The sequence below is a fragment of the Ereboglobus sp. PH5-5 genome (genome assembly GCF_029504805.1).
In the GTDB taxonomy this organism is placed as follows: domain Bacteria; phylum Verrucomicrobiota; class Verrucomicrobiia; order Opitutales; family Opitutaceae; genus Ereboglobus.
Genome location: NZ_JAQFIT010000003.1, coordinates 171,971 through 193,776, shown reverse-complemented (window position 1 = coordinate 193,776; position 21,806 = coordinate 171,971). Strand labels below are relative to the sequence as shown.

The following is a 21,806-nucleotide window of genomic DNA, read 5'->3' as shown; positions in this document are numbered from 1 at the left end:
CCCATGAAAAATACAAGCATCCGTGTCTGCGTCGACGCGACCGCCTGCCAAACACACAGCAGCCGCAACCGTGGCATCGGCAACTACACTGCCGGGCTTCTGGGAGCCATCGCGAAACTCAAGGGCGAAAGGGACGACGCCTTCATTGTCGGATTGCAGCATCCAGAGTCCGTTCGGGAAATCCATGCCACAACCAAGAATCTAATTCCCTCCCATAGAATAAAAACCGTGAAGGTTCCCCAGGGAAATTTGTTTGAGAACCCGGCGACCTCTGTTGTGCCGCACATGCAAGCCGCCACCCTTGCCCGTGCTTACTCCAAAACCGCTCCCCAAGTTGTGCATGTGTCAAGTTACTTCGAAACGGAACTGCACCTCCCGCCGCCCTCACTATGCCCAGGCTTGGTAAAAACCGCGGTTATTTATGATTTCATACCTTATATATTCAAGGAGCGTTATTTGCCCGGTAATGAAATTCTCGGATGGTATGGCAGTCGCGTAAATGCACTCATGCAATGTGATTGTCTCTTTGCCATATCCGAATGCACACGCCGCGATGCCATCAACCATTTGGACTTGGCCCCGGAAAAAATAGTAACTATCTACGGAGCTTGCGGCGAACAGTTCTCGCCGGGCGTCCTGACGGAAGATGAAAGAACCCGTATTTTACATAAATACGAAATCACAAGACCGTTCATGATGTATACGGGAGGCTTTGACTGGCGCAAAAATATCGAAGGCGCCATGGAGGCCTTTGCCAAATTGCCGCACGCCACACGAGCAGTCCATTGTCTTGTGATAGTCTGTAAAGTCTTGGATTCGGAAAAAAACAAACTTAGAAAGCTCGCCACCAGAATCGGCCTTTCCGAATCGGATTTGATTATAACAGGATTTGTTCCCGATTCCGATTTGCTCGCCCTTTATAGAACCTGCAAGGCTTTCATATTTCCGTCAATCTACGAGGGCATGGGGTTGCCCATTCTTGAGGCGGCCTCCTGCGGAGCACCTGTTATTGCCGCCAACAATTCCAGTCTCCCAGAAATGATGCCCGTGAAAGACGCCCTCTTTGATGCGCAGAACACGGACGAGATTTCATCAAAAATGAATGAAGTCCTTACCGATGCGTCATTTCGCGAAACGCTTCGTCGCCAGGGGCTCAAACACGCGACCACTTTCACATGGGAACGCTCGGCGCAAAGGGTGATTGATTGCTGGCGCGAGGCGGTATCGAAGAAACAAACAACCACCTCGATAACAATGCCCCATCCCAGGCCCAAGCTTGCCTTTTGCACACCATTGCCCCCGGAACAAACGGGAATAGCAACCTTTAGCAGCCAGTTGATCAGATATCTCGCAGTTCATTATGAAATAGAAATATTCACAACAGCGCTTCAAGTCGATGAACCTTGGTTGATAGCCAACCATCCGATACATCAACTTCAAACACTCGACGCCATCGGCCACAAGTTCGATCTCATAATGTATCAGTTTGGAAACAGCGAGTTTCATGCCCCGATGATTGACCTGCTCAGACGCTGGCCCGGGATAGTCGAGCTGCATGACTTCTTTCTATCAAGTTTGCTGCTCCACAAGCATCCGGATTTATTTCGTCGGGAGCTGCTATATTCACACGGCTTCGCCCCTTATCAGCAAACCGCAAGTAACGACGGCATTTGGCGGGCGGTCCAAGCATATCCAGCAAACAGCTTTATATTCGAGCATGCGCTTGGTGTGATTGTGCACTCGCAACATGCCGTTGATCTCATCGCAAAATTCTACCCTGAGGGTGTCGCCGCCCCTGTCTCGCTGATTCCCCACATCAAACGTGCGACTCCACCGCAAACTGAAACGGAGCTACACTCAGTTAGAAACGCCTTAAACATAAAAACCGAAGAATTCGTTATTTGCAGCTTTGGCCATGTCGCACCCACAAAAAACCCCGGTTTGATCATAAGCGCATTCGCAACATTTATTAAAATGAATCCCCTCGCGAAAGCCCGCCTTGTTTTTGCCGGCGAGCTTGGCTCGGGAAGCTTTGCAAATGGCATTCGCGCGCAAATCGACAGTCTTCGTTTGAACAAACACGTTACCGTGACGGGATATTTGACGGACGAAGACTACGACAGATGGGTAACGGCATGCAATTTTGCCGTGCAACTGCGCACCAATTCTCGCGGCGAAACATCCGGGGCCATGCTGGATTGCCTGTCGAAAGGGACGCCTGTGGTTTTTAACAAACATGGCAGTTTTTGTGAGTATCCGGACAACGTGGCGCTCGCTCTTGATGAGGACGTTTCCCAAGAGACTCTTGCAGGGGCATTTTCATTGTTGTTCCAAAATCCTGATTTAAGAGCACGCATTGGCGTGCAGGCGCGGCAGCACATCAAGGAGAATTTCGACCCCAAAAAACTCGCGTTGAATTATTATGAAACAATGCAAAAAATGCTGGCTGTGTCGGCGGGCGGAGGAACAAGAAGGCTCATAGGCCGCGTTGCATCAAGAAATGCAATGAACGAGGATCTTTCGCCATGGCTAATAGGAATGGCCTCAACCGATGTCGTTCTGCGCCCAAAAAGATCCTATGCGTATGCGGCCGACTTCACCAAGAGTGAGTGGGTTGAATATTATAAAAAAGCACAAATTGCAGACATTGATGATGTCTGGCCCGTCACTTGGGCTCAGGATGAGGGCACCTTGAAAACCTGTCGCTTTAACGCAGACGGCCTCTGCGAAATAACAGGGATCAACATTAATACTCAAAATGGAGACGAGTTGTTTTTATCAAAGGATGAGTGTCAAAAAAATAAAGTTTTTCTCGATCAACTTGAAAATCGGGGGGTTGTCATTCAAAAAACACAGCCTTGATACCGCCCGAGCCAAAGACATGATGCAAGCAAGAGCCTCGCATTTCCGCCTATTCCGGAGAGATTTCGATTTCATATAAAACCAGGCTCCCTTTGCCGGAGAACCACACCTAAGGATTGCGCGATCAAGGGGAAACCATTGAATCTCCATCATACAAAAATTGCCTGGCCCACCGTAGCGAATCATCTCCAATGCCCGCCAATATCCAAGTCGTTAAAAAAACGACGATTAGAATAGGAGCCAATTCCAACAGCGCATTCTTTAGTTTTGGTGAAATGGTCATCATGGTTTTACGGTGATACATTGATAGCGGCCAGCAGTTTATACATGTCAGATGCGTAAGCACACCATGTTCGAATATCTCTTGCCAGCGCGGCGACCGATAATGAAGCGTTCATTTTTTGATCTGTTAAAAGCGATTCCATGCCAAGGGCAATATTGCCGGAACTAGGTTCGCCGGTTAGGACACAGCCTCCGCCGCCCGCAACCTCCGCCATGGCAGTCAAGCCGGAGCACACACAGGCCCGTCCATGCGCGAGACTTTCCAATACCGGAAGACCAAAGCCTTCGCATAATGAGGGATATACGGTAAAAACACACTCTTTGTAGGACTCTTTTAAGAAGGCGTCTGATGCATTGGCGCACCACTCAATCTGTCTGTTCTTTGATTGTAACAGCCGTATTTTCTCCATCGCCGCCGCGCCGGTTGCCTTGTTTAACATGCCTATCAGCCGAAGACGGAAATCCAATCCTTTCGACCACAGTTGCTCGCATGCTTCCAGCAACGCCATATGATTTTTACGCCCTTCCAACGTGCCCACCGAGAGGACCATTGGTGTTTTATCATAAGGCAGTTTCACGTTTGTGGCACCGACCACTTCGTCAACGCCCAAGGGTATCGTTACGATTTGGGGCATTTGGGCGACGTTTTGGGCTTTCCAATATGAGACCAGGGCTTCTCGACTATAATCAGAGACGGAGGCTATTACGTCGAAACTCAGGAGTTGTTCCAAATAGCCGTGATATTTTTTTACTGTCGCCCGCGGCGCCAAATTAGGCGATTGAACCGCAATCATGTCATGGAAAATCGCGACGCTCGGACCGTTCACAGGCGATTTTATTTTCAATCGCGAAAACGCTTCCAACCGGCATTTGTCGAAAAATGGCTCTCCGCAAATAAAACCGTCCGCCTCGCCCAATGAATAATGCTTGTTTGGAAAAAGCACACGGGACACACACCCTTTCATTCTTTGCCTCAAGGACCATGACTCACTCCGCCTCACACCGGTCGGCTTACTAGACGAAAATATTAAATTATCAGTTTCGTCCGCATCCATGTGTCGCCATGCGTGCGCATACTTGTCATGGACGACTGGCAGCAAAGAAGGCTCTTTATTCTTGGGCCAATGCCTGTGCAGGCGTCTGATCACACGCTGGATTCCCGTGTTCGCGTTTGTATGCGAGGTGTGCGTGACATCGTATAATACCTGGCTCATTTGATGGCTAAATTTTATATTGATGCGCGCCCGTGTGATATTTTTCCGCGACCTCGCCGGGATCGCCTTCCGCGAGGATCTGGCCTTTTTCAAGCCAGATGGCGCGCCCGCACATGCGTTTTATTGTTTCCGCATCGTGCGAAATCAACACCACCGTGCGGTTTGACGAGAATTTCTCCTTTATGGCGGCCTCCGATTTGGCGGCAAACACTTCGTCGCCCACGCCAAGCACCTCGTCTATCAATAAAACATCGGGGTCCGTTTCCATCGCGACGGAAAAGCCCAGCCGCAGGTTCATGCCGGATGAATATGTATACACCGGATAGTAAAAAAAATCACCAAGGCCGGAGAATTCGCGTATTTTATCTATTCGTTCCAGCATGTGCCCCCTTGATTTTCCCATGAGCATGCCGTTGAGGATGGCATTTTCCTCACCGGTCAGGTTGCCCTCAAATCCCACGCCGAGGGAGAGCAGCTCGACGTGCACATTGGGCCGGGAAAACAACATCTTCCCCTCGTCTATGCCATAGATGCCGGCGAGCACGCGCATCAATGTGCTTTTGCCGCATCCATTGCGGCCTATGATGCCGAGTTTTTCACCCTCATAAATTTGCAGGTTCAAACCGCGCAAGGCCCATATTTCCTTTTTTGTCCTTGAGAAAATAGTCCTTTGCGGACGGTAGCACAAACCGACATTGTCCAGTGTAATTAGTGGCGTCATCGCAGGATCAGGCATTGGTCAGTTTGAGTATTTTTTTATCATAATAGGCATGAAGAATCATGCCGAGGGCGAGGAACGCCATGCTGACCAGGCCCGCCTCGGCCAAGTGCGACATTTGCGGGGGCTGGTTGTGGATCACGACCGCGCGATAGGATTCTATAAAGACTGCCATCGGATTTGCATAAAACAGTGATTTTAAATTCTCCGGCACCAGCGAGGCGTCAAAGAATATTCCCGACATGAAGAACAACAGCCGGAATATGGAGCTTACCACCGTGAGCAGATCGTTCATGAGCGTGGCGCCGATGGTCAGCGGCAGTGTCACGCCGATAATCAACAACAACTGCAGCAGCATCAGGCCCGGCAAATACACATAATGGAAGTTGGGCGTATAACCAAACACAGCGGCCGTCACCAGGATGACCACAAACACGCACAGGAATTTCCACGTGTTGACCATGATGGACACAATCGGGAATATATATTTCGGAAGGTTAAATTGCGTAAGGACGCCGTATTTGGCCTTGATCGCCGTGGCGCCGAGCATGCACGAGCTTTCAAACCACTGCCATGTGATCATGCCTAATATAAGAAAAACCACATACTCGGGGCCGCCCTTGCCGGTGATTTGGGAGAACGCTATGTAAAGCACGAGCGTGCTCAACATTGGCTCCAGCAAAAACCACAGATACCCCAGGTAATTCTGGCGTCCCTCGGATTTGATGCCGGCAAGTGTCCTATAAAAGACAATCCCGGCGTATCTCTTTAAAGTCGAAACCCACATATATGAATGATGTTATTTAATAAAAATCCCGCAGCCGAAATCGGGGGCGTTTTATTCCGGCTCGGCCGTGCCTTCGACAACCCACTGTTTTGCCTCCGGCACTTGTTTGAAGAACTCGCGCAGCGCCGCGCTCAAGTGCTCCGCGTAACGGAAATGCGCGCCCATTCCCGTGCGCAGCTCGGCTTCGTAGATGAACTTGTCCGCATGGGTGCCGTGCTCGAAGGGCGTTTGCGCGCCGAGCAGCATGCCGTGCACATACGCCGCCGAGCCTCGTCGCATCAGCTCGCGCGTCAGCTCCGCCTGGTCGGCGAGCAATTGCGCGTGCGCGGCGCGGTCGATTTCCGGCGGCAGGTAAAAGCCCGCCTGTATCAGCGGCGTGTGGCGGTTGCCCGTGCGGTGCCGGTTCAGGTCGCGCAGCTCGGCGATGGCGATGTTGTTGAAAGCAAACGTCACGCGCATGCGCCGTGTCGCGCTGCCTTGCTGGCCGTAACGATTTGCGCGATGGCGCAGCGCGTCGGCGATTGACTGGCGCTCCGGCAAAAACGGCGGCGTGGCTCGGTCCACATGCACCCACGTTTCATCGGCGAGGCCGTCGGTTGAAAGCCGTTCCAATCCGAGCGAGCAGCTCGCTTCCAGCTCCGCGGCGGCCTGCGCCTGGCACGCCGCGTCGGCGTTGCTGTGGCGCATGAGGCGCGGTGATTGTTTCATCAATTCGTCGCGCAGCAGTTTCGCCGCGGCGCGCGCCTCGGGGTGGGGGAGCGAGTCGAGTTGTTTCACGAGCTGCGCCCACATGCGCGAGCTTTGCACGAGCGCGAGGTTGGTGCGCGTGGCAAAGGGGATGAAATAACGGGCGCGGTCGAGCGCGTAGTTTTTGCGCAGGCGCGTGACGACCGCCTCTTTCGCGCCGGCGGGGATGCGCACGAGTTCCGGCTTGGCGAGGGCGAGGGCGTCGAGGCGCGCATACTCGGTGTTGTAGGCGGCAAAGGCGCGCGCCATCACGTCGCGCCAGCGCGCGGCGAGATCGTCGGGAATGCCGAGCTCCGCCGCGTCTGGCAGGCTTGCCGGCGCCATGGTGATGTAGCGCGTGCTCGATTCCTGGCCGTCGGCCATTTGGGCGAGCTCGAAAATTTTATACGCGAGCCACATCGAGACATCGTCGAGCGCGACGGCCAGGCCGCCGGTGAGTCCGCCGATGGAGGCGTGCCCGTAATCGACAAATTTCAGGATGCGGTCGATCGACGCGTCGGGGTTGGCGAGATCGACCTTGGAGAGGATGTTTGCGAGCCCGTCATTGCTGCGCGAGTAGCGCGCGAGAACCGAGGCGAGCAGCTCGGGCGTGACCTTCGGCTGGTCGGCGGCGGATGGCGGCGGAACAATGGCGAGACCGGTGACTTTCATTGGATGCGGATTTCGGATTGCGGATCGCGGAATGTGAAGCGCAAAAACAAAAAATCCCGGATGCCCGGATTTTGCGCCGCGCACCCGGGTGTCGCGGGCGGTGGCCTCATAAAATCATGTTGTCGATCAGGCGCACCTCGTCCACCCACACGGCGATCACCATGAGCGCCTCGCCGGGAACGACTTCGCGCGCCGGCTCCATTGTGCGCCGGTCGACGATCGCCGCGTAGATGACGCGGAGCCTCCGCTTTTCGCCGATCATGTGCGTGACTTCCGCGACGAGGCGGTCCACGCGCCGCTCGCCTTTTTCCACCATGGTTTTTGCGTGGGACAGCGCCTCGTTGATTGCAAGCGCCTCCTGCCGTTGCGTGTTCGTCAGGTAGCGGTTGCGCGAGCTCATCGCCAGTCCGCCTTCCTCGCGCACTGTCGGCGCCATGAGGATTTCCACTTGGAAGTTCAGGTCAGCTGTCATTTTCATGAGCACGGCGGCTTGCTGGGCGTCCTTTTGGCCGAAAATGGCAAACGTGGGGCGGACGATGTTGAACAGCTTTGCGACCACGGTTGTGACGCCGCGAAAATGCGTCGGGCGCGAAATTCCCTCGAGGGGCTTGGCCACGCGTTCCTCGTTCACATAGGTCGAGTAACCTTTCGGATACATTTCCTCGTTTGCCGGGGCAAAAACCACATGCGCCCCCGTTTTTTCGCAGAGCTCCAGGTCGTGGCCCAAGTCGCGCGGGTATTTGTTGAAATCCTCGCTCGGTCCGAACTGCGTGGGGTTCACAAAAACCGAGACGATCACCACGTCGGCTTTTTCCGCCGCGAGCCGGATCAGGCTGAGATGCCCTTCGTGCAGCGCGCCCATCGTGGGCACGAGGCCGATTGTTTTTCCCCGGGCGCACAGGTCGTTTGCATACGCCTGCATTTCAGAAACCGTCGTGATTGTTTGCATGGATGAAATGAAAGAGTGGTTTTGATGCGAAAGGTTCCCGCGCAAAATGCCACGCACGGGGTTAATGGCACGCGCAAAATTTACCCAGGTCGCGGCCCCGGTGCGCTTGGGCCGCCGCGCCAGCCCCGACAAACCCACTTGCCACCGTCTGCCTCTCTTGGTTCCCTTTGCCTTTTTCCGATTTCACACGCCACATTTATTCAGTCCCTCAGTCCCTACGAATCATGTCCGCAGAAAACACCGCCGAGAACACCAGCGCCGCGCCCACCGATTTCATCCGCGATATCGTCGCCGAGGATGTCGCGCAAAAACGCTACCCCAAAATCATCACCCGGTTTCCGCCCGAGCCCAACGGCTACCTCCATCTCGGCCACGCCAAGTCCATCTGCCTGAACTTCGGCATCGCCCTCGAAAACGGCGGCGTTTGCAACCTCCGCATGGACGACACCAACCCCGCCAAGGAGGAGGTCGAATACGTCGAGGCCATCACCGACGACATCAATTGGCTCATCTCCGGCTGGGCCGACAAACAAATCGGCCTCACCACCCCGCACGCCCATCCCGCGTCCGCCACGATCGACGGCAAGCTCGACTACCACCTCCCCGCGGCCAATGCCGCGGAAATTCCAAATTCCAATACTCAAATTCCAACAACTGCCGGTTCCGACCAATCGAAAATCCATTCCCCGTTCTTTGCCTCCGACTACTTTGACGCCCTCTACGCCTACGCCGAGCAACTCATCCTCAAGGGCAAGGCCTACGTTTGCGATCTCACTCCCGAGCAAACCGACGAGTATCGCGGCGCGCCCGACAAACCCGGCAAGCCCAGCCCCTGGCGCGACCGCACCATTGAGGAGTCGCTCGACCTCTTCCGCCGCATGAAGGCGGGCGAGTTTCCCGACGGCGCGCGCACGCTCCGCGCCCGCATCGACATGGCCTCGCCCAACGTCTGGTTGCGCGACCCGCTCCTCTACCGCATCCGCCACACCGCCCATCATCACGCCGGCGACAAATGGTGCGTGTATCCGCTCTACGACTACGCGCATTGCGTTTCCGACTACATCGAGGGCATCACCCACTCCATCTGCACGCTCGAGTTTGTTGTCCACCGCCCGCTCTACGACTGGATCCTTGAGGCGCTCGACCTTCCCCGGCCGCTTCCGCACCAATACGAATTTGCCAAGCTCAACCTCGCCTACACCCTTTTCAGCAAGCGCCGGCTCATGCGCCTCGTTAAGGAAAATGTTGTCAACGGTTGGGACGATCCGCGCATGCCCACCATTGCCGGTATTCGACGCCGGGGCATCCCCGCCGCCGCCATCCGCAATTTCGCCTACAACATCGGCGTCACCAAATACGACTCCCTCACCGAACTTGCCGTTTACGAAAACGCCATCCGCGACGAACTCAACGCCACCGCGCACCGCCGCATGGCCGTCTTGAAACCGATCAAAATTGTCCTCACCAACATCGCCCCCGGCGAAACCATCGAGTGCCGCGCCACCAACCACCCCGGCAACCCCGATCTCGGCACGCGCCCCGTCGCGCTCACCCGCGAAGTGTTTATCGAGGCCGATGATTTTGCCGAGGTGCCGCCGCCGAAATACTTCCGACTGAAACCCGGCGGCGAAGTCCGCCTCAAATACGCCTGCATCATCAAGCTCGACGAAATCATCAAGGACGCCGACGGACGCCTCGTCGAACTCCGCTGCACCGCCGACCTCACCACCCGCGCCGGCCAGCCCAACGTGAACCGCAAGGTCAAGGGCACGATTCACTGGGTCAGCGCGGCCAGCGCCATCGACGCCGAAGTGCGCCTCTACGACCGACTCTTCACCGTCCCCGAACCCGGCGCGGACGACAACTACCTCGACCATCTCAACCCGAACTCCGTCGAAACCGTCACCGCCAAACTCGAGCCTTCCCTTGCCGACGCCGCGCCCGATGCGCGCTACCAATTCGAACGCCTCGGCTATTTCACCATTGATGGCAAGGACAGCAAGCCCGGCGCCCTCGTCTTCAACCGCACCATCACGCTCAAATCAAAGTAGCGGAAATTGGACATTTTTGTCGCGGGAGCGAAATCCCCGCAAAACACGCGCTTTTTCAATAAAGTTGCAATATCAAGGCGTGTAGATACTTACGTATTGACTATTTTTCATGTAATTTCCACTACGTGAATTATTCAGTATATATAAAATACGTCAACGCGTGATGGCTTCGGCGGTTTCAAGGCTCTCTGAAAAACACCTCGGCCATCTGCTTTTTGCACAAAAACAGTGAATACGTTTCAAGTCTCAAACTCCTTTTTCCGAACAATCCTTGTTATTATCGCGAGCCTCGCGTTCATCACAACCACCGCGCTCATCATCATCAATTTTGACCAGGCGCCCGCGTCGGTCATCGTTCGCATCATGATCGCCGGGTTGCTTTTTGTGCCCGGCATCTCTGCGATTTTCGGGTTCGTCTGGCTGCCGGTCTTCATCATTTCCCGCCTTTTTCTGCGCCACAGGTTCGAGCGCCGAAAAGTCCCCCTCTTCCCGCTTCCCGCAATCATCCCGCCCGCGTGTTTTTTTGTGGCCGCCCTGGCGTTATCTTCCCTCCTTCTGGTCCGTTACAACAACAACCACCGCCTTCGCGAAACCGTGGCCCAAGCCCTTCGGACCCCGGCGCCGAACGCCGCGACATGGGTCGCGATACCCGCGGACAACGACAAAGTGCCGGCCCAAGTGGAACGCTGGCTCGGCGAAAGTTTCGGCGTGCCCGAACCCAAGCTCGTTGAACTTGCGGAAAACTTTTCCGGCAACATTCCCATTGCGCAAAAAATCGTCGACCAGATCAGCGCGTCCACCCGCGTGCTCAACATCCTCTGGACAAATCACCGTTCGGAGGCCGCCGGGTTTCACGATGCGTCGCGAAACGAGCCGCTGCGCCGCTTGCTCGTGAGCATCGCCACCCACCCCGAGGCAAACGAGACCCTGGCCTGCGACATCGTCCGGCACACCAATGATCCCGCCGTGCGCGTCGCGATCGGCCAGCACTATGGAAACTCGGTCGCCTTCCGCCAAAAGTATCTCGACATCCTTCTTGTCGACTCGTCGCCGCAAAGCCGTCGCATCGCCGCCGGCATCGTCAATATTTCCTATCCGCAGATGGTCAGCCTCGCCAGCGATCCCGACCCCTCGGTTCGCGCGCGCCTCGCGAGCAACCCCTACCTGCCCGACAACCTGCTCCGGCAACTCGACACGGATAACAATATCGAGGTGCGCCGCAATCTCATGCTCAACCCCAACGTCCCCGCCGAGTGGCGCGATGCGTATTACCGCGAAGCCATCATGCACGAGGACCCCGAGTTTCGCGGACGCCTCGTGCGTGAAAACCCCGACTGTCCTGAATTTGTGCTGCGCAACCTTGCCAACGATGAGATCGCGGAGGTCCGCGCCGAAGTGGTCAACCACTCCAAAACCCCGATGGATGTGATCGGACGCCTCGTCAATGACAAGGCCGCGCCGGTGCGCACACAGGCAAAAATGCGCATGCGCGACGATCTCGGTCCGGCGACTTACTGACAAAACCCAACCCCCGACACGGTCGCAAGCGTCTCCCCGCACAACTCCAACAATATCTGTCGGCGGATACCTCCATCCGCTCCATTTCGACGATATTTTCTCCAACGGCGTCAATGCCGTTAGAAGCCGCAAGGCGCGCGGCGACCGGCGTGCCCAGCAGTAAAACCACAACCGCAAAACCGCGCACAAAACGGCCGCCCCATGTTTGTTGTGGGGCGTGGCCGCTCTTTGTAGATTTGGCCATGTTGAGAAATCGGATGGACAAAAATTAAAAAATCAAAATCCCGGATGTCAGACCACTCGCAAGCGCGCAGGCTAAAAACTTCAACATCCAAAATCCAAAATATAGCAGGGCGTCATTTCCCAGTGGTTTAGAAATGCCGCAGACAGGTTGACAAAACAGGCGACGCATCAAGTGTTTGCTTCAATAAGAATATTTCGCATGCAAACGGAATTCACCGAAGAACGCGCGCTCTGGCTGTATCAACATTATCTGTGGCTTGAAAAAAATTTGCCGCCAAAAATAGAGCCGGAGCCAGCGCGCATTGTGTTGGCGACCAAAGATTTTTTTCCGGACACCTATGCAAACGATCATGCCTCGGCGGAATGCGTGTTTCAAAGAGTAAGGGATTTGATGGGATTATCCAACTGGGTGTGCAGATTGGAATGCGGAGATGATGAAGGACGTGCGATGCAATCCGACCTGCGCGCGAGCGGCATGCTTGGACAAACCTCGCAATCCGGCGCGGCGGGTTTGTTCTCCGCGTCACAGGAGGACGGGGTCGTGATCACTTATTCGTCCTCATTGTTGCAAAACCCGGTCGGGCTGGTGGCGACATTTGCGCACGAATTGTGCCACTATTTGCTCGCAACAGTTGAGACGGAACCGCCTGCGACATGGGAGGCGCTGGAACCTCTTACGGATTTGTGCGCGATTACGGAAGGGTTCGGCGTGTTTCTCTGCAACGCGGCGTTTCAATTTACGCAGTGGACAAGTTACGACCAGCAGGGATGGAGTTGGCAGCGAAGCGGTTATTTGTCCGAGGAGGAGATTGCCTTTGCCTTGGCGGTTTTTTGCGTGAGAAACAAACTCGATGCTTCGATTATAGCGAAATCGATCAAGCCAAACGCGAATGAGATTTTTTGCGACGCGCTTGGTTACGTGGAGGCATTGGAGGAAAATGAAGGCGGTAAATAACCGGGATAAGTCGTTGGAATTTACTCACTGAGCATTGGAATTTTCCGTGTCCGCCCCGAACTCGGGCTCGGGGTCCACTGGTTTGATTTCGTTGAGCGGCGGGACGGTGCGGATGGCGGGGAGCGAGAGGGCGACGCTGACCACGACCATGATCGTGCAGACGCCGCCGAAGGTCGCCGCGGCCACGGGGCCGAAACGCGCCGCCATCAGGCCGCCGCGGAACTCGGAGATTTCGTTGGAGCAGCCGATGAAGAGCTGGTTGACCGACGTTACGCGTCCGCGCAGGTAATCGGGCGTGAGCATTTGCACGAGCGTATGGCGAATCACGACGCTGACGTTGTCGCAAATGCCTGTGAGGAAAAGCGCGAAGAGCGAGAGGAAGATGTTGCGCGAGAGCGCGAAGATCACGATCGCCGCGCCGAAGCACACGACCGACCAGAGCAGCGTGATGCCGGGGCGCTTGAAGGGCCGCGAGTGCGCCACGAAAACCGCCATCATGATCGCGCCGACCGAGGGCGCGGCGCGCATGCAGCCCGCCCAGAACTCGTAGTTTTCAAAGTGAAAAACGTTTTTCGCGTAGAGCGGATACATCGCCGTGAGCCCGCCGAGGAGCACGGCGAACAAATCGAGCGTGATGGCGGCGAGCACTGGTTTTTGCCTCCAGATAAAGGTCGCGCCGGCGGAGGCCTTGGGCACGGGCAGCGAGGCATCGCGCGGCTTGCGCGGCTGGAGCGCGATGCCGACGAGCGAGACGGCGAGCACGATGGAGAACACGGCGTCCGCCGCATACACCGCCGTGTAACTCCACACGGCGACAAACCCGCCGAGCACCGGGCCGAGCACCGCGGAGAGTTCAAACGTGCTGGAGTTCCATGTGAGGGCGTTGGTGAGTTGCGACGGCGGCACGAGGACGGGGATGATCGAGCCGCGCGCCGGCGCGCCGACCACGCGCACGGTGGCGTGCAAAAGTTGAAGCAGGTAAACGATGGGCAGCGCGGGGTTGTCGAAATGGATCGCGCCGAGATTGTCCTTGCTGGTGAAAAAGTGAGCGACTGTTTCAATGAGATGATTCGCCCCGCGCAGGACGCCGACGTAGGGGATGCAGTCGTGAAAATGCGTGACCATGACGAGCATGATCGAGAGCGCACACGAGGCGCTCATGGTGATGGTGATGATTTTGCGGCGGTCGTATTTGTCGGCGAGCACGCCGGAGGGGAGCACGAGGAAGATGAGCGGGATGACGTTGACCAGGCCGATGAAACCGATGGCGGCGGCGGAGTTTGTCCAATGCAGCACCTGGAGCGCGATGGTGATGCTCATCGCCTGGCGCCCGAGGTTGAACGCAAAATTGCTCAGCAGAAAACGGCGGAATCCCGCGTTGCGGAATGCGACATATGGGTCGGGTTTTGCTTCGTCTGGCGGGCTGGCGCTCATCTGGTTCGGAATTGGAAAAACGCGAAGTGTCTGAAAATCGCGGCGCGCACGCAAGCATCGCGTGAGTGGCGGTCGCGCCGCCCCGGGATTGCCATGCCATAAAAAACCGCCGCGGGCGCTTGGCGCGCGGGCGGCGGCTTGACGGGCGGCGTTGTGTATTTGGAAACCGGCTGCGATGCCTACTTGGCGCTCTTTGGCCTGGCTCCCTTGTCCCTGTTTTTTCCGCCTCCGCGCCGCTCCTGCATGGCTTTTTGATTCGCATCAAATGTTTTTTGCTGTTCCGGCGTGAGGACTTCGCGGATCTTGCCGTTGGCGTCCTGCATGATTTTCCGGCCTTTCGCACTGCGGCGTTCCTCCTTTGGAAGCGCCTGTGTTTGTTTGCGGGCCTCCGCCCTGATTGCGTCAACCTTGGTCTTCTGGTCGGCGGTCAAGGTAATGTCTTTAAGAAGCGCGGCGTTCATGTCGCCACGCTGACCCTGTTTTCCCTTGGGCCCCGCGTCCTGCGCGAACATCGCGGGAGCGGCAAAGCCGAGGGCAAGCACGAGGGAAACGATAACATATTTGAATGATTTCATGGTGTGTTGTTTTTTGAGCCGGCAAAATGTGCCCGGCGGCATCATTTGACGCGCGGCCCTTTGCGGAGGTTTCGCAAAACCACATGAAACGCGTCACGGTCCGATCCGCACTATGTAAAGGCCGGGGGCGAGTTCGAGGCGGAAGCCAATGTGCAGGTTTTTATCGAGATACTTGGAGAGATACTGCACGACCGCGGGGGGGCCGGTGCCTTTTATGAGCGTTGGCGGGGCGGCGAGGCCGGTGACGTCGATTGCGGCCAAAAATTCGAGCGGGGACCAGTCGCCTGTCGCGAGCGCGTCCGGCATGTCGGCAGGCCGGGTTTCGGGCTGGGGGACGGGGAGTTCGAGCACAACCCGCCCGGTTCCGGCATGAACCACCTCGACGCTGGCCTGGCGCGCGGGGAGCGGTGCGAGCGGAAACTCGGCGCGCCCGAGGGTCGCGTAGGGAGTCTGTGTGTGTCCGTAGCCCAGCGCCTCGACGGGGCGCGCGGGGATTTGGACGGGGTCGGGATACCGGATTGTGAAGGCGTCGTCGGAATAGGCGTAGCTCGGCGGAAAGGCGCGAAACGCCTGCTCCGGCTCCCTGTGGGAGATGCTCGCGAGGTCGGCCTGCGTGTAATTGTGCGAGGTGGGCAGGAAGAGCGGCGCGGGGTCGAGCAGGAGCGCCTCCTCATCGAGGATTCGGTTGCGCTGCTTGTCCCCCATGTGCGCGATGTTCAGCGTGGCGGGATCGGAGGAAGTCGCGCGCGGAACGGCGACCGGCAGGCGCACGATCCCCACGAGCACGGAAATGCCCGCCACCAATGCGACAAGCGCCACGACCATCAAACCCAACATGCGGCGATGTTCAGCGCGCGAGCTCCATTGAAACAGGCCGACCTTGATTTTCATGGGCAATCATTGTCCCGCCTGCGGGCCGGAGGGGCGAAACGAGGGGGAAGACTTTTTTTCAGGGTTGGCGAGTATCGAAACCTTGAATCCGATTTCGCCGGCAAGGTCGGCGATGCGCGACACCTCCTCGATTGTCACCGCGGCGTCGGCGCGAACAAGAAGCGACGCGTCGGGCGAGTTTTTTATTTTTTCAGCGAGCCAAGCCTCAAGTTGCGCGTGGCTGACAATGCCCGTGTCGGCGAAGATTTGCCCGTTGCCCTTGATACTGACGACAGTCGTGCCGGGCACGTATGAAACCCTGTCGGCCGGGCGCGAGGGCAGTTGGAAATCGCTGCTCTTCACGACAATGGCCGGCGAAAGAATGAAGCGTGATCCGAAAAACAAAAAGAACATCGCGATGAGCGTGAGGTTCACAAAATGCACCCAGTCGTAGCTGCGCGGAGGCGGGCTCAGCTTGGAATTGAGATCGAGCGGGCGGATAATCATCGAGCTAAAGAATGGTGAATGGCGAAGAGTGAGTGGTGAAGGCCGGGTGTCCTTTTATTTTCACGCCTTGCCCTTTGCTGTCCTGCCCTTCGGCGCCGGCGCGCCGCCGTCAATGCCCTCGCCTTCGTATTCATTAATCAAATACTCCATGATTTCATTGGCGGCCCACTCCATGTCGCGGGTGAGCGCGCGCACGCGGCCCCGGAGAAAATGGTGCCCGAGGTGCACGGGGATCGCGAGCAGGAGGCTGGCGGCGGTGACTGTGAGCGCCTGCCAGAGGCCGTTGGAGAGGGCGGTGGCGGTGGCAAACTCGGCGCCTTGCATGAAGGCGTGAAACGTCATGATCATGCCGAAGAGCGTGCCGAGCAATCCGACGAGCGGCGCGACCTGGCCGATGGCGGCAAACGCGCCGAGGCGGCGTTCGAGCGAGGGGATTTCCACGATGGCCGCCTCCTGCACGGCGTAGCGAAGTTTTTCCGGCGGCTTTCCGGCGTGCATGAGCGCGGCCTTCACAATCGAGGCCACGGGGCCGGGCGTTTCCTCGCAAATGGTAGCGGCCTCGACGAGGCGGCGGTTGTTGAGCGTGTTTTTGATGCCGTCGAGAAACGCCTTGGACTTGATTTGTCCGCGATGAAGATAGAGCGCGCGCTCTATGAACAGCACGATGGCGACCGCCGCCATGAAGACGATGACCAGCATCATCGGGCCGCCTTTTGAGAAGAGACTGAAATCGAATCCGGACATTCCGAGTATTAGCATTTAGTGGATGCGCACAGATTTGCAACGCGACATCCGCGGCGGCGAGGAGAAAAACGCCCCCGCGCGCAAACAGACGCTGAAAGATGCCTCGCGCGCGACCGGGTTCGCGAAACGATTTTTCTTCCCATTCCGCATTCTCCGCCTCGAAATCCGCAGTTCTTCGCATGGCTCTCGTAAACTTACTCGACATCAACCTCGCCTTTGGCGGTCCGGCGGTTCTGGAAAACGTCAATTTTCAGATCGACCCCGGCGAGCGCGTCTGCCTGGTCGGGCGCAACGGCTCGGGCAAGACCACGCTCATGCGCGTGATCGCGGGCGAGATGCAGGCCGACACCGGCGTCGTCTCGCGCCAGCCCGGGGCGCGGTTTGCGCGGCTCACGCAAGAAATCCCGGCGGATGTGCGCGGCATTGTTCACGATATCGTTTCGTCGGGACTCGCGGAGGTCGCGCACGAGGAATCGTGGGAGCGCGAGCTGCGTCTCGAAAAACTCCTCGAACGCATGGCGATCAACCCGCGGGCTGATTTCGCCGCGCTCTCCGGCGGCTTGAAACGCCGCGTGCTGCTTGCCCGCGCGCTCGCCTCGCAACCCGACCTGCTCCTCCTTGACGAGCCGACCAACCACCTCGACCTCGAGTCAATCCTGTGGTTGGAAAATTTTCTCCTTAACGAAAAAATCTCGCTCTTCTTCGTGACGCACGACCGCGCGTTCCTGCGCCGGCTCGCCACGCGCATTGTCGAGCTCGACCGCGGCATCATCACAAACTGGGACTGCCCCTACGACACCTACCTCGCGCGCCGCCAGGAGCGCCTTGAGGCCGAGGAGCGCCAGATGGCCGCCGCCGACAAAAAACTCGCGCAAGAGGAGGAGTGGGCGCGTCGCAAACCCAGCGCGCAGCGCAAGCGCTCCGGCGCCCGCCTCGAAGCGCTCGCCGCCATGCGCGCCGAACGCCTCGCCCGCCGCGAGCGCACCGGCAATGCCAGCATGCGCCTCGCCGAGGCCGACCGCTCCGGCGTGAAGGTTGTGGAGGCGGAGGAGATGTCGTTCGCGTATCCAAACGGCAAATGCATCATCCGCGATCTCACAACTACGATCACCCGAGGTGACAAAATCGGCGTCATCGGTCCGAACGGCTCCGGCAAGACCACGCTCATAAAACTCCTGCTCGGCGAACTCGCGCCAGCCGCCGGCACGATCAAGCACGGCACAAACCTTGAGGTTGTTTATTTTGACCAGTTCCGCGCGCAAATCGACGACGACAAAACCGTGGCCGACAATATCGCCGACGGAAACACAACCGTCACCATCGACGGACGCCAGCGCCACGTGATCACCTACCTCCAGGATTTTCTTTTCTCGTCGCAACGCGCCCGCACACCCGCGCGCGTGCTTTCCGGAGGCGAGCGCAACCGCCTGCTTCTCGCGCGTCTCTTCACAAAACCCGCCAACGTCCTTGTGCTCGACGAGCCCACCAACGACCTCGACGCCGAGACGCTCGACCTCCTCGAAAACCTGCTCGTTGAATACCAGGGCACGCTGCTTCTCGTGAGCCACGACCGCGACTTTCTCGACAACGTCGTCACGGGCACGATGGTCATGGAGGGCGATGGGCGCGTTGCCGAATACGTCGGCGGTTACGCCGATTACATCCGCCAGCGCGCCGCGCTCGACTCAGCGGCGGCGTTGCGCGCGCAACAAGCTTCGCCGGCCCTTGGCAAAAAAACATCGTCCACGCCCGCCAAGTCCGCCCGCCCCCGAAAGCTCACCAACAAGGAAAACCGCGAGCTCGACGAACTTCCCGCCAAAATCGAGGCGCTCGAAGCCGAGCAAGCCGGGCTCACGGCCAAGCTTTCCGATCCCGATTTCTACAAAAGTGATTCCGCCGCCGCCCCGGTCGTTCGCGCCCGTCTTGAGGAATTGGAGTCAACTCTCGCCGCCGCCTACGCGCGCTGGGAGGAGTTGGAGACGATTCGGAACGCCACTTGATTAACCGTTTCCCCGCATGATGCGGTTCTGTGCGAGGGTGGCTCCGGGGAGGTTTTTGGTGATGATGAGCTGGTAGGCCTCGCGGGCCTGGGTGAATTTGGACTGCTGCTCGAGCATTTCGCCAAGGCGGAGCAGGGTGCGCGACATCCAGTAGCGACCCTTGGGGCCGAGCTTGGCGGCTTGGGTGTCGTCGAGGAGGAAGTCGTTTATCATCTGCCACCAGATGGTTTCAAGCCGGGCGGGGGTGTTGCGCGCAATGAGGTTGAGACCGAACTTGTAACCGGCCTCGACGCGAAGATCCACCGGCGCGGCGGGAAGATCGAGGAGGCGTTCATAAATGGCGGCGGCGCTTTCGGCGCGGGAGGCGTCCGAACTGGCGATGGCGGCGTAGCAGTCGGCGAGGGCGAGCTCGGCGATCAGGGCGTCGCGGAACTCGGGGAATTTGTAGCGGTTGATGAGGTCGCGATAGGTTTCGATGGCGTGCCCGTATTCATTGATGGTGCGAAGGAGGTTGCCCTGCCTGAGGCGCGCGTAAAAGACGAGCTCGCCATGCGCGCCGGGGTTGGTGTTTTCCTCGTTCAACACAAGGTCCTCGAGAAGGCGGTAGGCTTCGCGGTAATATTGGTCCTGCGCGCGGCTTTCGGCGTAGATGGCGGCTTGGTAAAGCGCGTAGGAGGCGTAGGGGGTGCCTTTGTAATCGTCGGCGAGTTTGCGGAGAAGTCCCTGCGCCTCGACGATCTGGCCGCGCCTGGCGGCTTGGTCGGCCTCGATAATGTAGGAGCGGATGGCGGCGGCGGTTTTCGGGTATTCGCCGCGGAGCAGGCGGAGGGTCGAGGCGATCTTGTCGGAGGGCGACTGCCCGGGTTGGGCGAGGGCGTAGCCGGCCTCGACTTCGAGGAGGAGCGCCATGCTGATGATGTCGGCGCGCAATTCAGGGGCCACGTCATCGAGGGAGGTTTTGATTTTTTCGGCGTGGGCGATTGCCTGCTCGTAGTTGCCGGAATCGTGGGCAAGGCGCATTTGGAGCCATGCCATGCGGGCGCGAAGTCCGGCGGGCAATGCTCCGTCGCCCGCCGGTTCGGCGAGCAGGCGGCTGACGCGGGCGTAGGCTTGCGCGGTTTCACCGGCGGTTTGAAGCGCGCGGGATAGATTCCACTCGGCCTGCCAGCGATTGACTGGGTCGAAGCGCTCGTCGCTGGAATAATCGTCGAGAACTTTTTGCGCGGCGGCGAGGGGACCGCCATTGGAGTGGGCGTGGATTTCGGAGAGCACCCGTTGGAACATGAGCATGCCGGGCGCGACTCCCTCGGGGACGTCTGCGAGGGCGGAGCCGTAGGCGCCGGAGGCGTTGCGGAAATCCTTGGCGCGAAAATAAGCCTCGGCAATGAGCACGCCGAGCCGGGCGTGGACGGGGCCGGATTTCAACTCGGCGCGCGCGCGCGCGGCCCAGTCGGCGGCGGCGCGATAGCGGCCTTGTTCCCATGCGATGGCGGTTTGCACGCCGAGCGCGGCGGCGCGAAGCGGCGAGCCGGGAAACTCGGCGAGGAGCCGGCTGGCGTCGGCTTCCGCGGAGTCGAAGTCCTTGCCGGTTTGTCCGGCGAGGGCGAGTTGGGCTCGGAAAAGGAGCAGGTCGTCGAGGATCGGATGGGGCGGGGTGGCCGCGATGAATTGGTTGAGCCAGTTGTGAAACTCGGTGGCGCGCTCCTTGGTTTGGGATGCGTTGGCGAGGAGGCGGAGGGCGGCGCGTTGTTTGTCGTGGTCGCCGGAATCGGCGAGGAGTTTGCGCAAGGCGTCGCGTCCGGAGTTGTCGTCGGCCCCGGCGATGAGCCCCAGGAGGAGCCGCCACTCATCGCGAATCGCGGTTTCCTGCTGGGGGAGAAACTGAAGTTGCGTCTGGAGAAGGGTGACGGCCTCGCTGCGGCGGTTGGCGGCGTTGAGCGCGACGGCGAGCTGGCTGATGGCACCGTAGCTGTCGCGGCGTCCGGGGTTGCGGTCGATTGTCTGGCGGAGGCTGGCGATGGTGTTTTCGCCGGCTTGGCCAAGGAAGAGCTGAACGCGCCTGCGCGAGAGCATGAACCAGGAGCGCTGCGCATCGGTGGCGGTCGAGGTTTCGGCTTGCTGGTATTGCTGGGAGGCCTGCGTGTAGTCGCCCGCTTCCTCCGCGAGCATGCCGCGCATGAAAAAGAGCCACGGGCGGTCCGATTGGGGCAGGTCTTCCGGCTGGAGCGAGGCAATGGCGGCGCGGGCCTCTTCGAAACGGCGCGCGCGCGCGTCGATCAATGCCCGCCGGAGAATAACCGCGGGTGTTGGCGCGCCGGAGAATTGTTGGAGGGCGCCGGACGCCTCTTCGATGCGGTCGTCCTCAATCAGCGCGGTGGCGAGGGCGAGAATGACGCGGTTGTGTGTTTGCGGGGTGGCGGTGTTTGCGGGGGCGTCAAGAAGCTGTCGGTAGATTTCGGCGGCGATGGAGGGCAGGCCGGTTTCGAGGGCGCGTTGCGCGGCGAGCTCGGTGAACACGCCGGGGCCGGGTGCGACGGGCGGGGTTTGTTCGGCGGGGAAGGGCACCGGCGGCGCCAGCGATTCCTGCGCGCGCGCTGTGCCGGTCGCGTTTGCGACCATCAGGAATGCGGCGAGGGCGAAGACCAATGTCTTGGGCGGAATCATGAATGCGGGCGAATTTGCGCGGAATGGCGGCTCGT

At 58.6% G+C, this 21,806-nt stretch carries 16 protein-coding genes; 5 read left to right on the top strand and 11 right to left on the bottom strand.

The features are described 5' to 3' along the window. Positions 1-3 precede the first annotated feature (3 nt). Positions 4-2,862, top strand: a complete 2,859-nt coding sequence (locus tag M2103_RS03005; RefSeq protein WP_277508664.1) for a glycosyltransferase — start codon at positions 4-6, stop codon at positions 2,860-2,862. A gap of 290 nt (positions 2,863-3,152) precedes the next feature. Here the strand turns inward: M2103_RS03005 and M2103_RS03000 are convergent, their stop codons facing one another. The 5 genes from M2103_RS03000 to panC all read right to left on the bottom strand — a co-directional run bounded on the left by M2103_RS03000 (position 3,153) and on the right by panC (position 8,210). Next, positions 3,153-4,088: a glycosyltransferase gene (locus M2103_RS03000; RefSeq protein ID WP_277508663.1), complete on the bottom strand. Its 936-nt coding sequence runs from the start codon at positions 4,086-4,088 to the stop codon at positions 3,153-3,155. A 277-nt stretch (positions 4,089-4,365) separates the two neighbouring features. Beyond that, positions 4,366-4,980 carry an ATP-binding cassette domain-containing protein gene (locus M2103_RS02995; RefSeq protein WP_277508662.1) on the bottom strand — a complete coding sequence of 205 codons (615 nt, stop codon included), beginning with the start codon at positions 4,978-4,980 and terminating at the stop codon, positions 4,366-4,368. A gap of 106 nt (positions 4,981-5,086) precedes the next feature. Then, a complete protein-coding gene (locus tag M2103_RS02990; protein WP_277508661.1) occupies positions 5,087-5,863 on the bottom strand; it encodes an ABC transporter permease in 777 nt (258 codons plus the stop codon). Between the two features lie 51 nt (positions 5,864-5,914). After that, the gene (locus M2103_RS02985) at positions 5,915-7,261 is read right to left on the bottom strand and encodes an FAD-dependent thymidylate synthase (RefSeq protein WP_277508660.1); all 1,347 of its coding nucleotides are present in this window, start codon (positions 7,259-7,261) and stop codon (positions 5,915-5,917) included. Between the two features lie 106 nt (positions 7,262-7,367). Then, the gene (gene panC, locus M2103_RS02980) at positions 7,368-8,210 is read right to left on the bottom strand and encodes a pantoate--beta-alanine ligase (protein WP_277508658.1); all 843 of its coding nucleotides are present in this window, start codon (positions 8,208-8,210) and stop codon (positions 7,368-7,370) included. Positions 8,211-8,434: 224 nt separating this feature from the next. Between panC and glnS the strand changes: the two genes are divergently transcribed. The 3 genes from glnS to M2103_RS02965 all read left to right on the top strand — a co-directional run bounded on the left by glnS (position 8,435) and on the right by M2103_RS02965 (position 12,977). Then, on the top strand, positions 8,435-10,261 hold the full coding sequence (gene glnS / locus M2103_RS02975; RefSeq protein ID WP_277508657.1) for a glutamine--tRNA ligase: 1,827 nt from the start codon (positions 8,435-8,437) through the stop codon (positions 10,259-10,261). Positions 10,262-10,489: 228 nt separating this feature from the next. Beyond that, complete coding sequence (locus M2103_RS02970) at positions 10,490-11,779, top strand: hypothetical protein (protein WP_277508656.1); 1,290 nt, start codon at positions 10,490-10,492, stop codon at positions 11,777-11,779. A 442-nt stretch (positions 11,780-12,221) separates the two neighbouring features. Next, complete coding sequence (locus M2103_RS02965; protein WP_277508655.1) at positions 12,222-12,977, top strand: hypothetical protein; 756 nt, start codon at positions 12,222-12,224, stop codon at positions 12,975-12,977. A gap of 24 nt (positions 12,978-13,001) precedes the next feature. On the opposite strand, the gene M2103_RS02960 is transcribed toward M2103_RS02965, so the two are convergent. The 5 genes from M2103_RS02960 to M2103_RS02940 form a co-directional block, all read right to left on the bottom strand. Next, positions 13,002-14,411: an MFS transporter gene (locus tag M2103_RS02960; RefSeq protein ID WP_277508653.1), complete on the bottom strand. Its 1,410-nt coding sequence runs from the start codon at positions 14,409-14,411 to the stop codon at positions 13,002-13,004. Positions 14,412-14,590: 179 nt separating this feature from the next. Then, a complete protein-coding gene (locus M2103_RS02955) occupies positions 14,591-14,986 on the bottom strand; it encodes a hypothetical protein (protein ID WP_277508652.1) in 396 nt (131 codons plus the stop codon). Positions 14,987-15,079: 93 nt separating this feature from the next. Further along, complete coding sequence (locus M2103_RS02950; protein WP_277508650.1) at positions 15,080-15,877, bottom strand: hypothetical protein; 798 nt, start codon at positions 15,875-15,877, stop codon at positions 15,080-15,082. 6 nt (positions 15,878-15,883) lie between these two features. Next, positions 15,884-16,363: a biopolymer transporter ExbD gene (locus M2103_RS02945; protein WP_277508649.1), complete on the bottom strand. Its 480-nt coding sequence runs from the start codon at positions 16,361-16,363 to the stop codon at positions 15,884-15,886. 60 nt (positions 16,364-16,423) lie between these two features. Then, a complete protein-coding gene (locus M2103_RS02940) occupies positions 16,424-17,107 on the bottom strand; it encodes a MotA/TolQ/ExbB proton channel family protein (protein WP_277508648.1) in 684 nt (227 codons plus the stop codon). Between the two features lie 179 nt (positions 17,108-17,286). On the opposite strand from M2103_RS02940, the gene abc-f reads away from it, so the two are divergent. Continuing rightward, positions 17,287-19,107: a ribosomal protection-like ABC-F family protein gene (gene abc-f / locus M2103_RS02935; protein ID WP_277508647.1), complete on the top strand. Its 1,821-nt coding sequence runs from the start codon at positions 17,287-17,289 to the stop codon at positions 19,105-19,107. Here abc-f and M2103_RS02930 read toward each other — a convergent pair whose 3' ends face one another. Further along, a complete protein-coding gene (locus M2103_RS02930; RefSeq protein ID WP_277508646.1) occupies positions 19,108-21,771 on the bottom strand; it encodes a hypothetical protein in 2,664 nt (887 codons plus the stop codon). Positions 21,772-21,806 lie beyond the last annotated feature (35 nt).

What these genes read in the sequence shown, in the direction of transcription:
- M2103_RS02950 (WP_277508650.1), bottom strand. Translation starts at nt 15,877, where the DNA reads ATGAAAATCAAGGTCGGCCTGTTTCAATGGAGCTCGCGCGCTGAACAT.
- M2103_RS02945 (WP_277508649.1), bottom strand. Translation starts at nt 16,363, where the DNA reads ATGATTATCCGCCCGCTCGATCTCAATTCCAAGCTGAGCCCGCCTCCG.
- M2103_RS02940 (WP_277508648.1), bottom strand. Translation starts at nt 17,107, where the DNA reads ATGTCCGGATTCGATTTCAGTCTCTTCTCAAAAGGCGGCCCGATGATG.
- M2103_RS02990 (WP_277508661.1), bottom strand. Translation starts at nt 5,863, where the DNA reads ATGTGGGTTTCGACTTTAAAGAGATACGCCGGGATTGTCTTTTATAGG.
- M2103_RS03005 (WP_277508664.1), top strand. Translation starts at nt 4, where the DNA reads ATGAAAAATACAAGCATCCGTGTCTGCGTCGACGCGACCGCCTGCCAA.
- M2103_RS02960 (WP_277508653.1), bottom strand. Translation starts at nt 14,411, where the DNA reads ATGAGCGCCAGCCCGCCAGACGAAGCAAAACCCGACCCATATGTCGCA.
- M2103_RS02930 (WP_277508646.1), bottom strand. Translation starts at nt 21,771, where the DNA reads ATGATTCCGCCCAAGACATTGGTCTTCGCCCTCGCCGCATTCCTGATG.
- glnS (WP_277508657.1), top strand. Translation starts at nt 8,435, where the DNA reads ATGTCCGCAGAAAACACCGCCGAGAACACCAGCGCCGCGCCCACCGAT.
- panC (WP_277508658.1), bottom strand. Translation starts at nt 8,210, where the DNA reads ATGCAAACAATCACGACGGTTTCTGAAATGCAGGCGTATGCAAACGAC.
- M2103_RS02955 (WP_277508652.1), bottom strand. Translation starts at nt 14,986, where the DNA reads ATGAAATCATTCAAATATGTTATCGTTTCCCTCGTGCTTGCCCTCGGC.
- M2103_RS02985 (WP_277508660.1), bottom strand. Translation starts at nt 7,261, where the DNA reads ATGAAAGTCACCGGTCTCGCCATTGTTCCGCCGCCATCCGCCGCCGAC.
- M2103_RS02965 (WP_277508655.1), top strand. Translation starts at nt 12,222, where the DNA reads ATGCAAACGGAATTCACCGAAGAACGCGCGCTCTGGCTGTATCAACAT.
- abc-f (WP_277508647.1), top strand. Translation starts at nt 17,287, where the DNA reads ATGGCTCTCGTAAACTTACTCGACATCAACCTCGCCTTTGGCGGTCCG.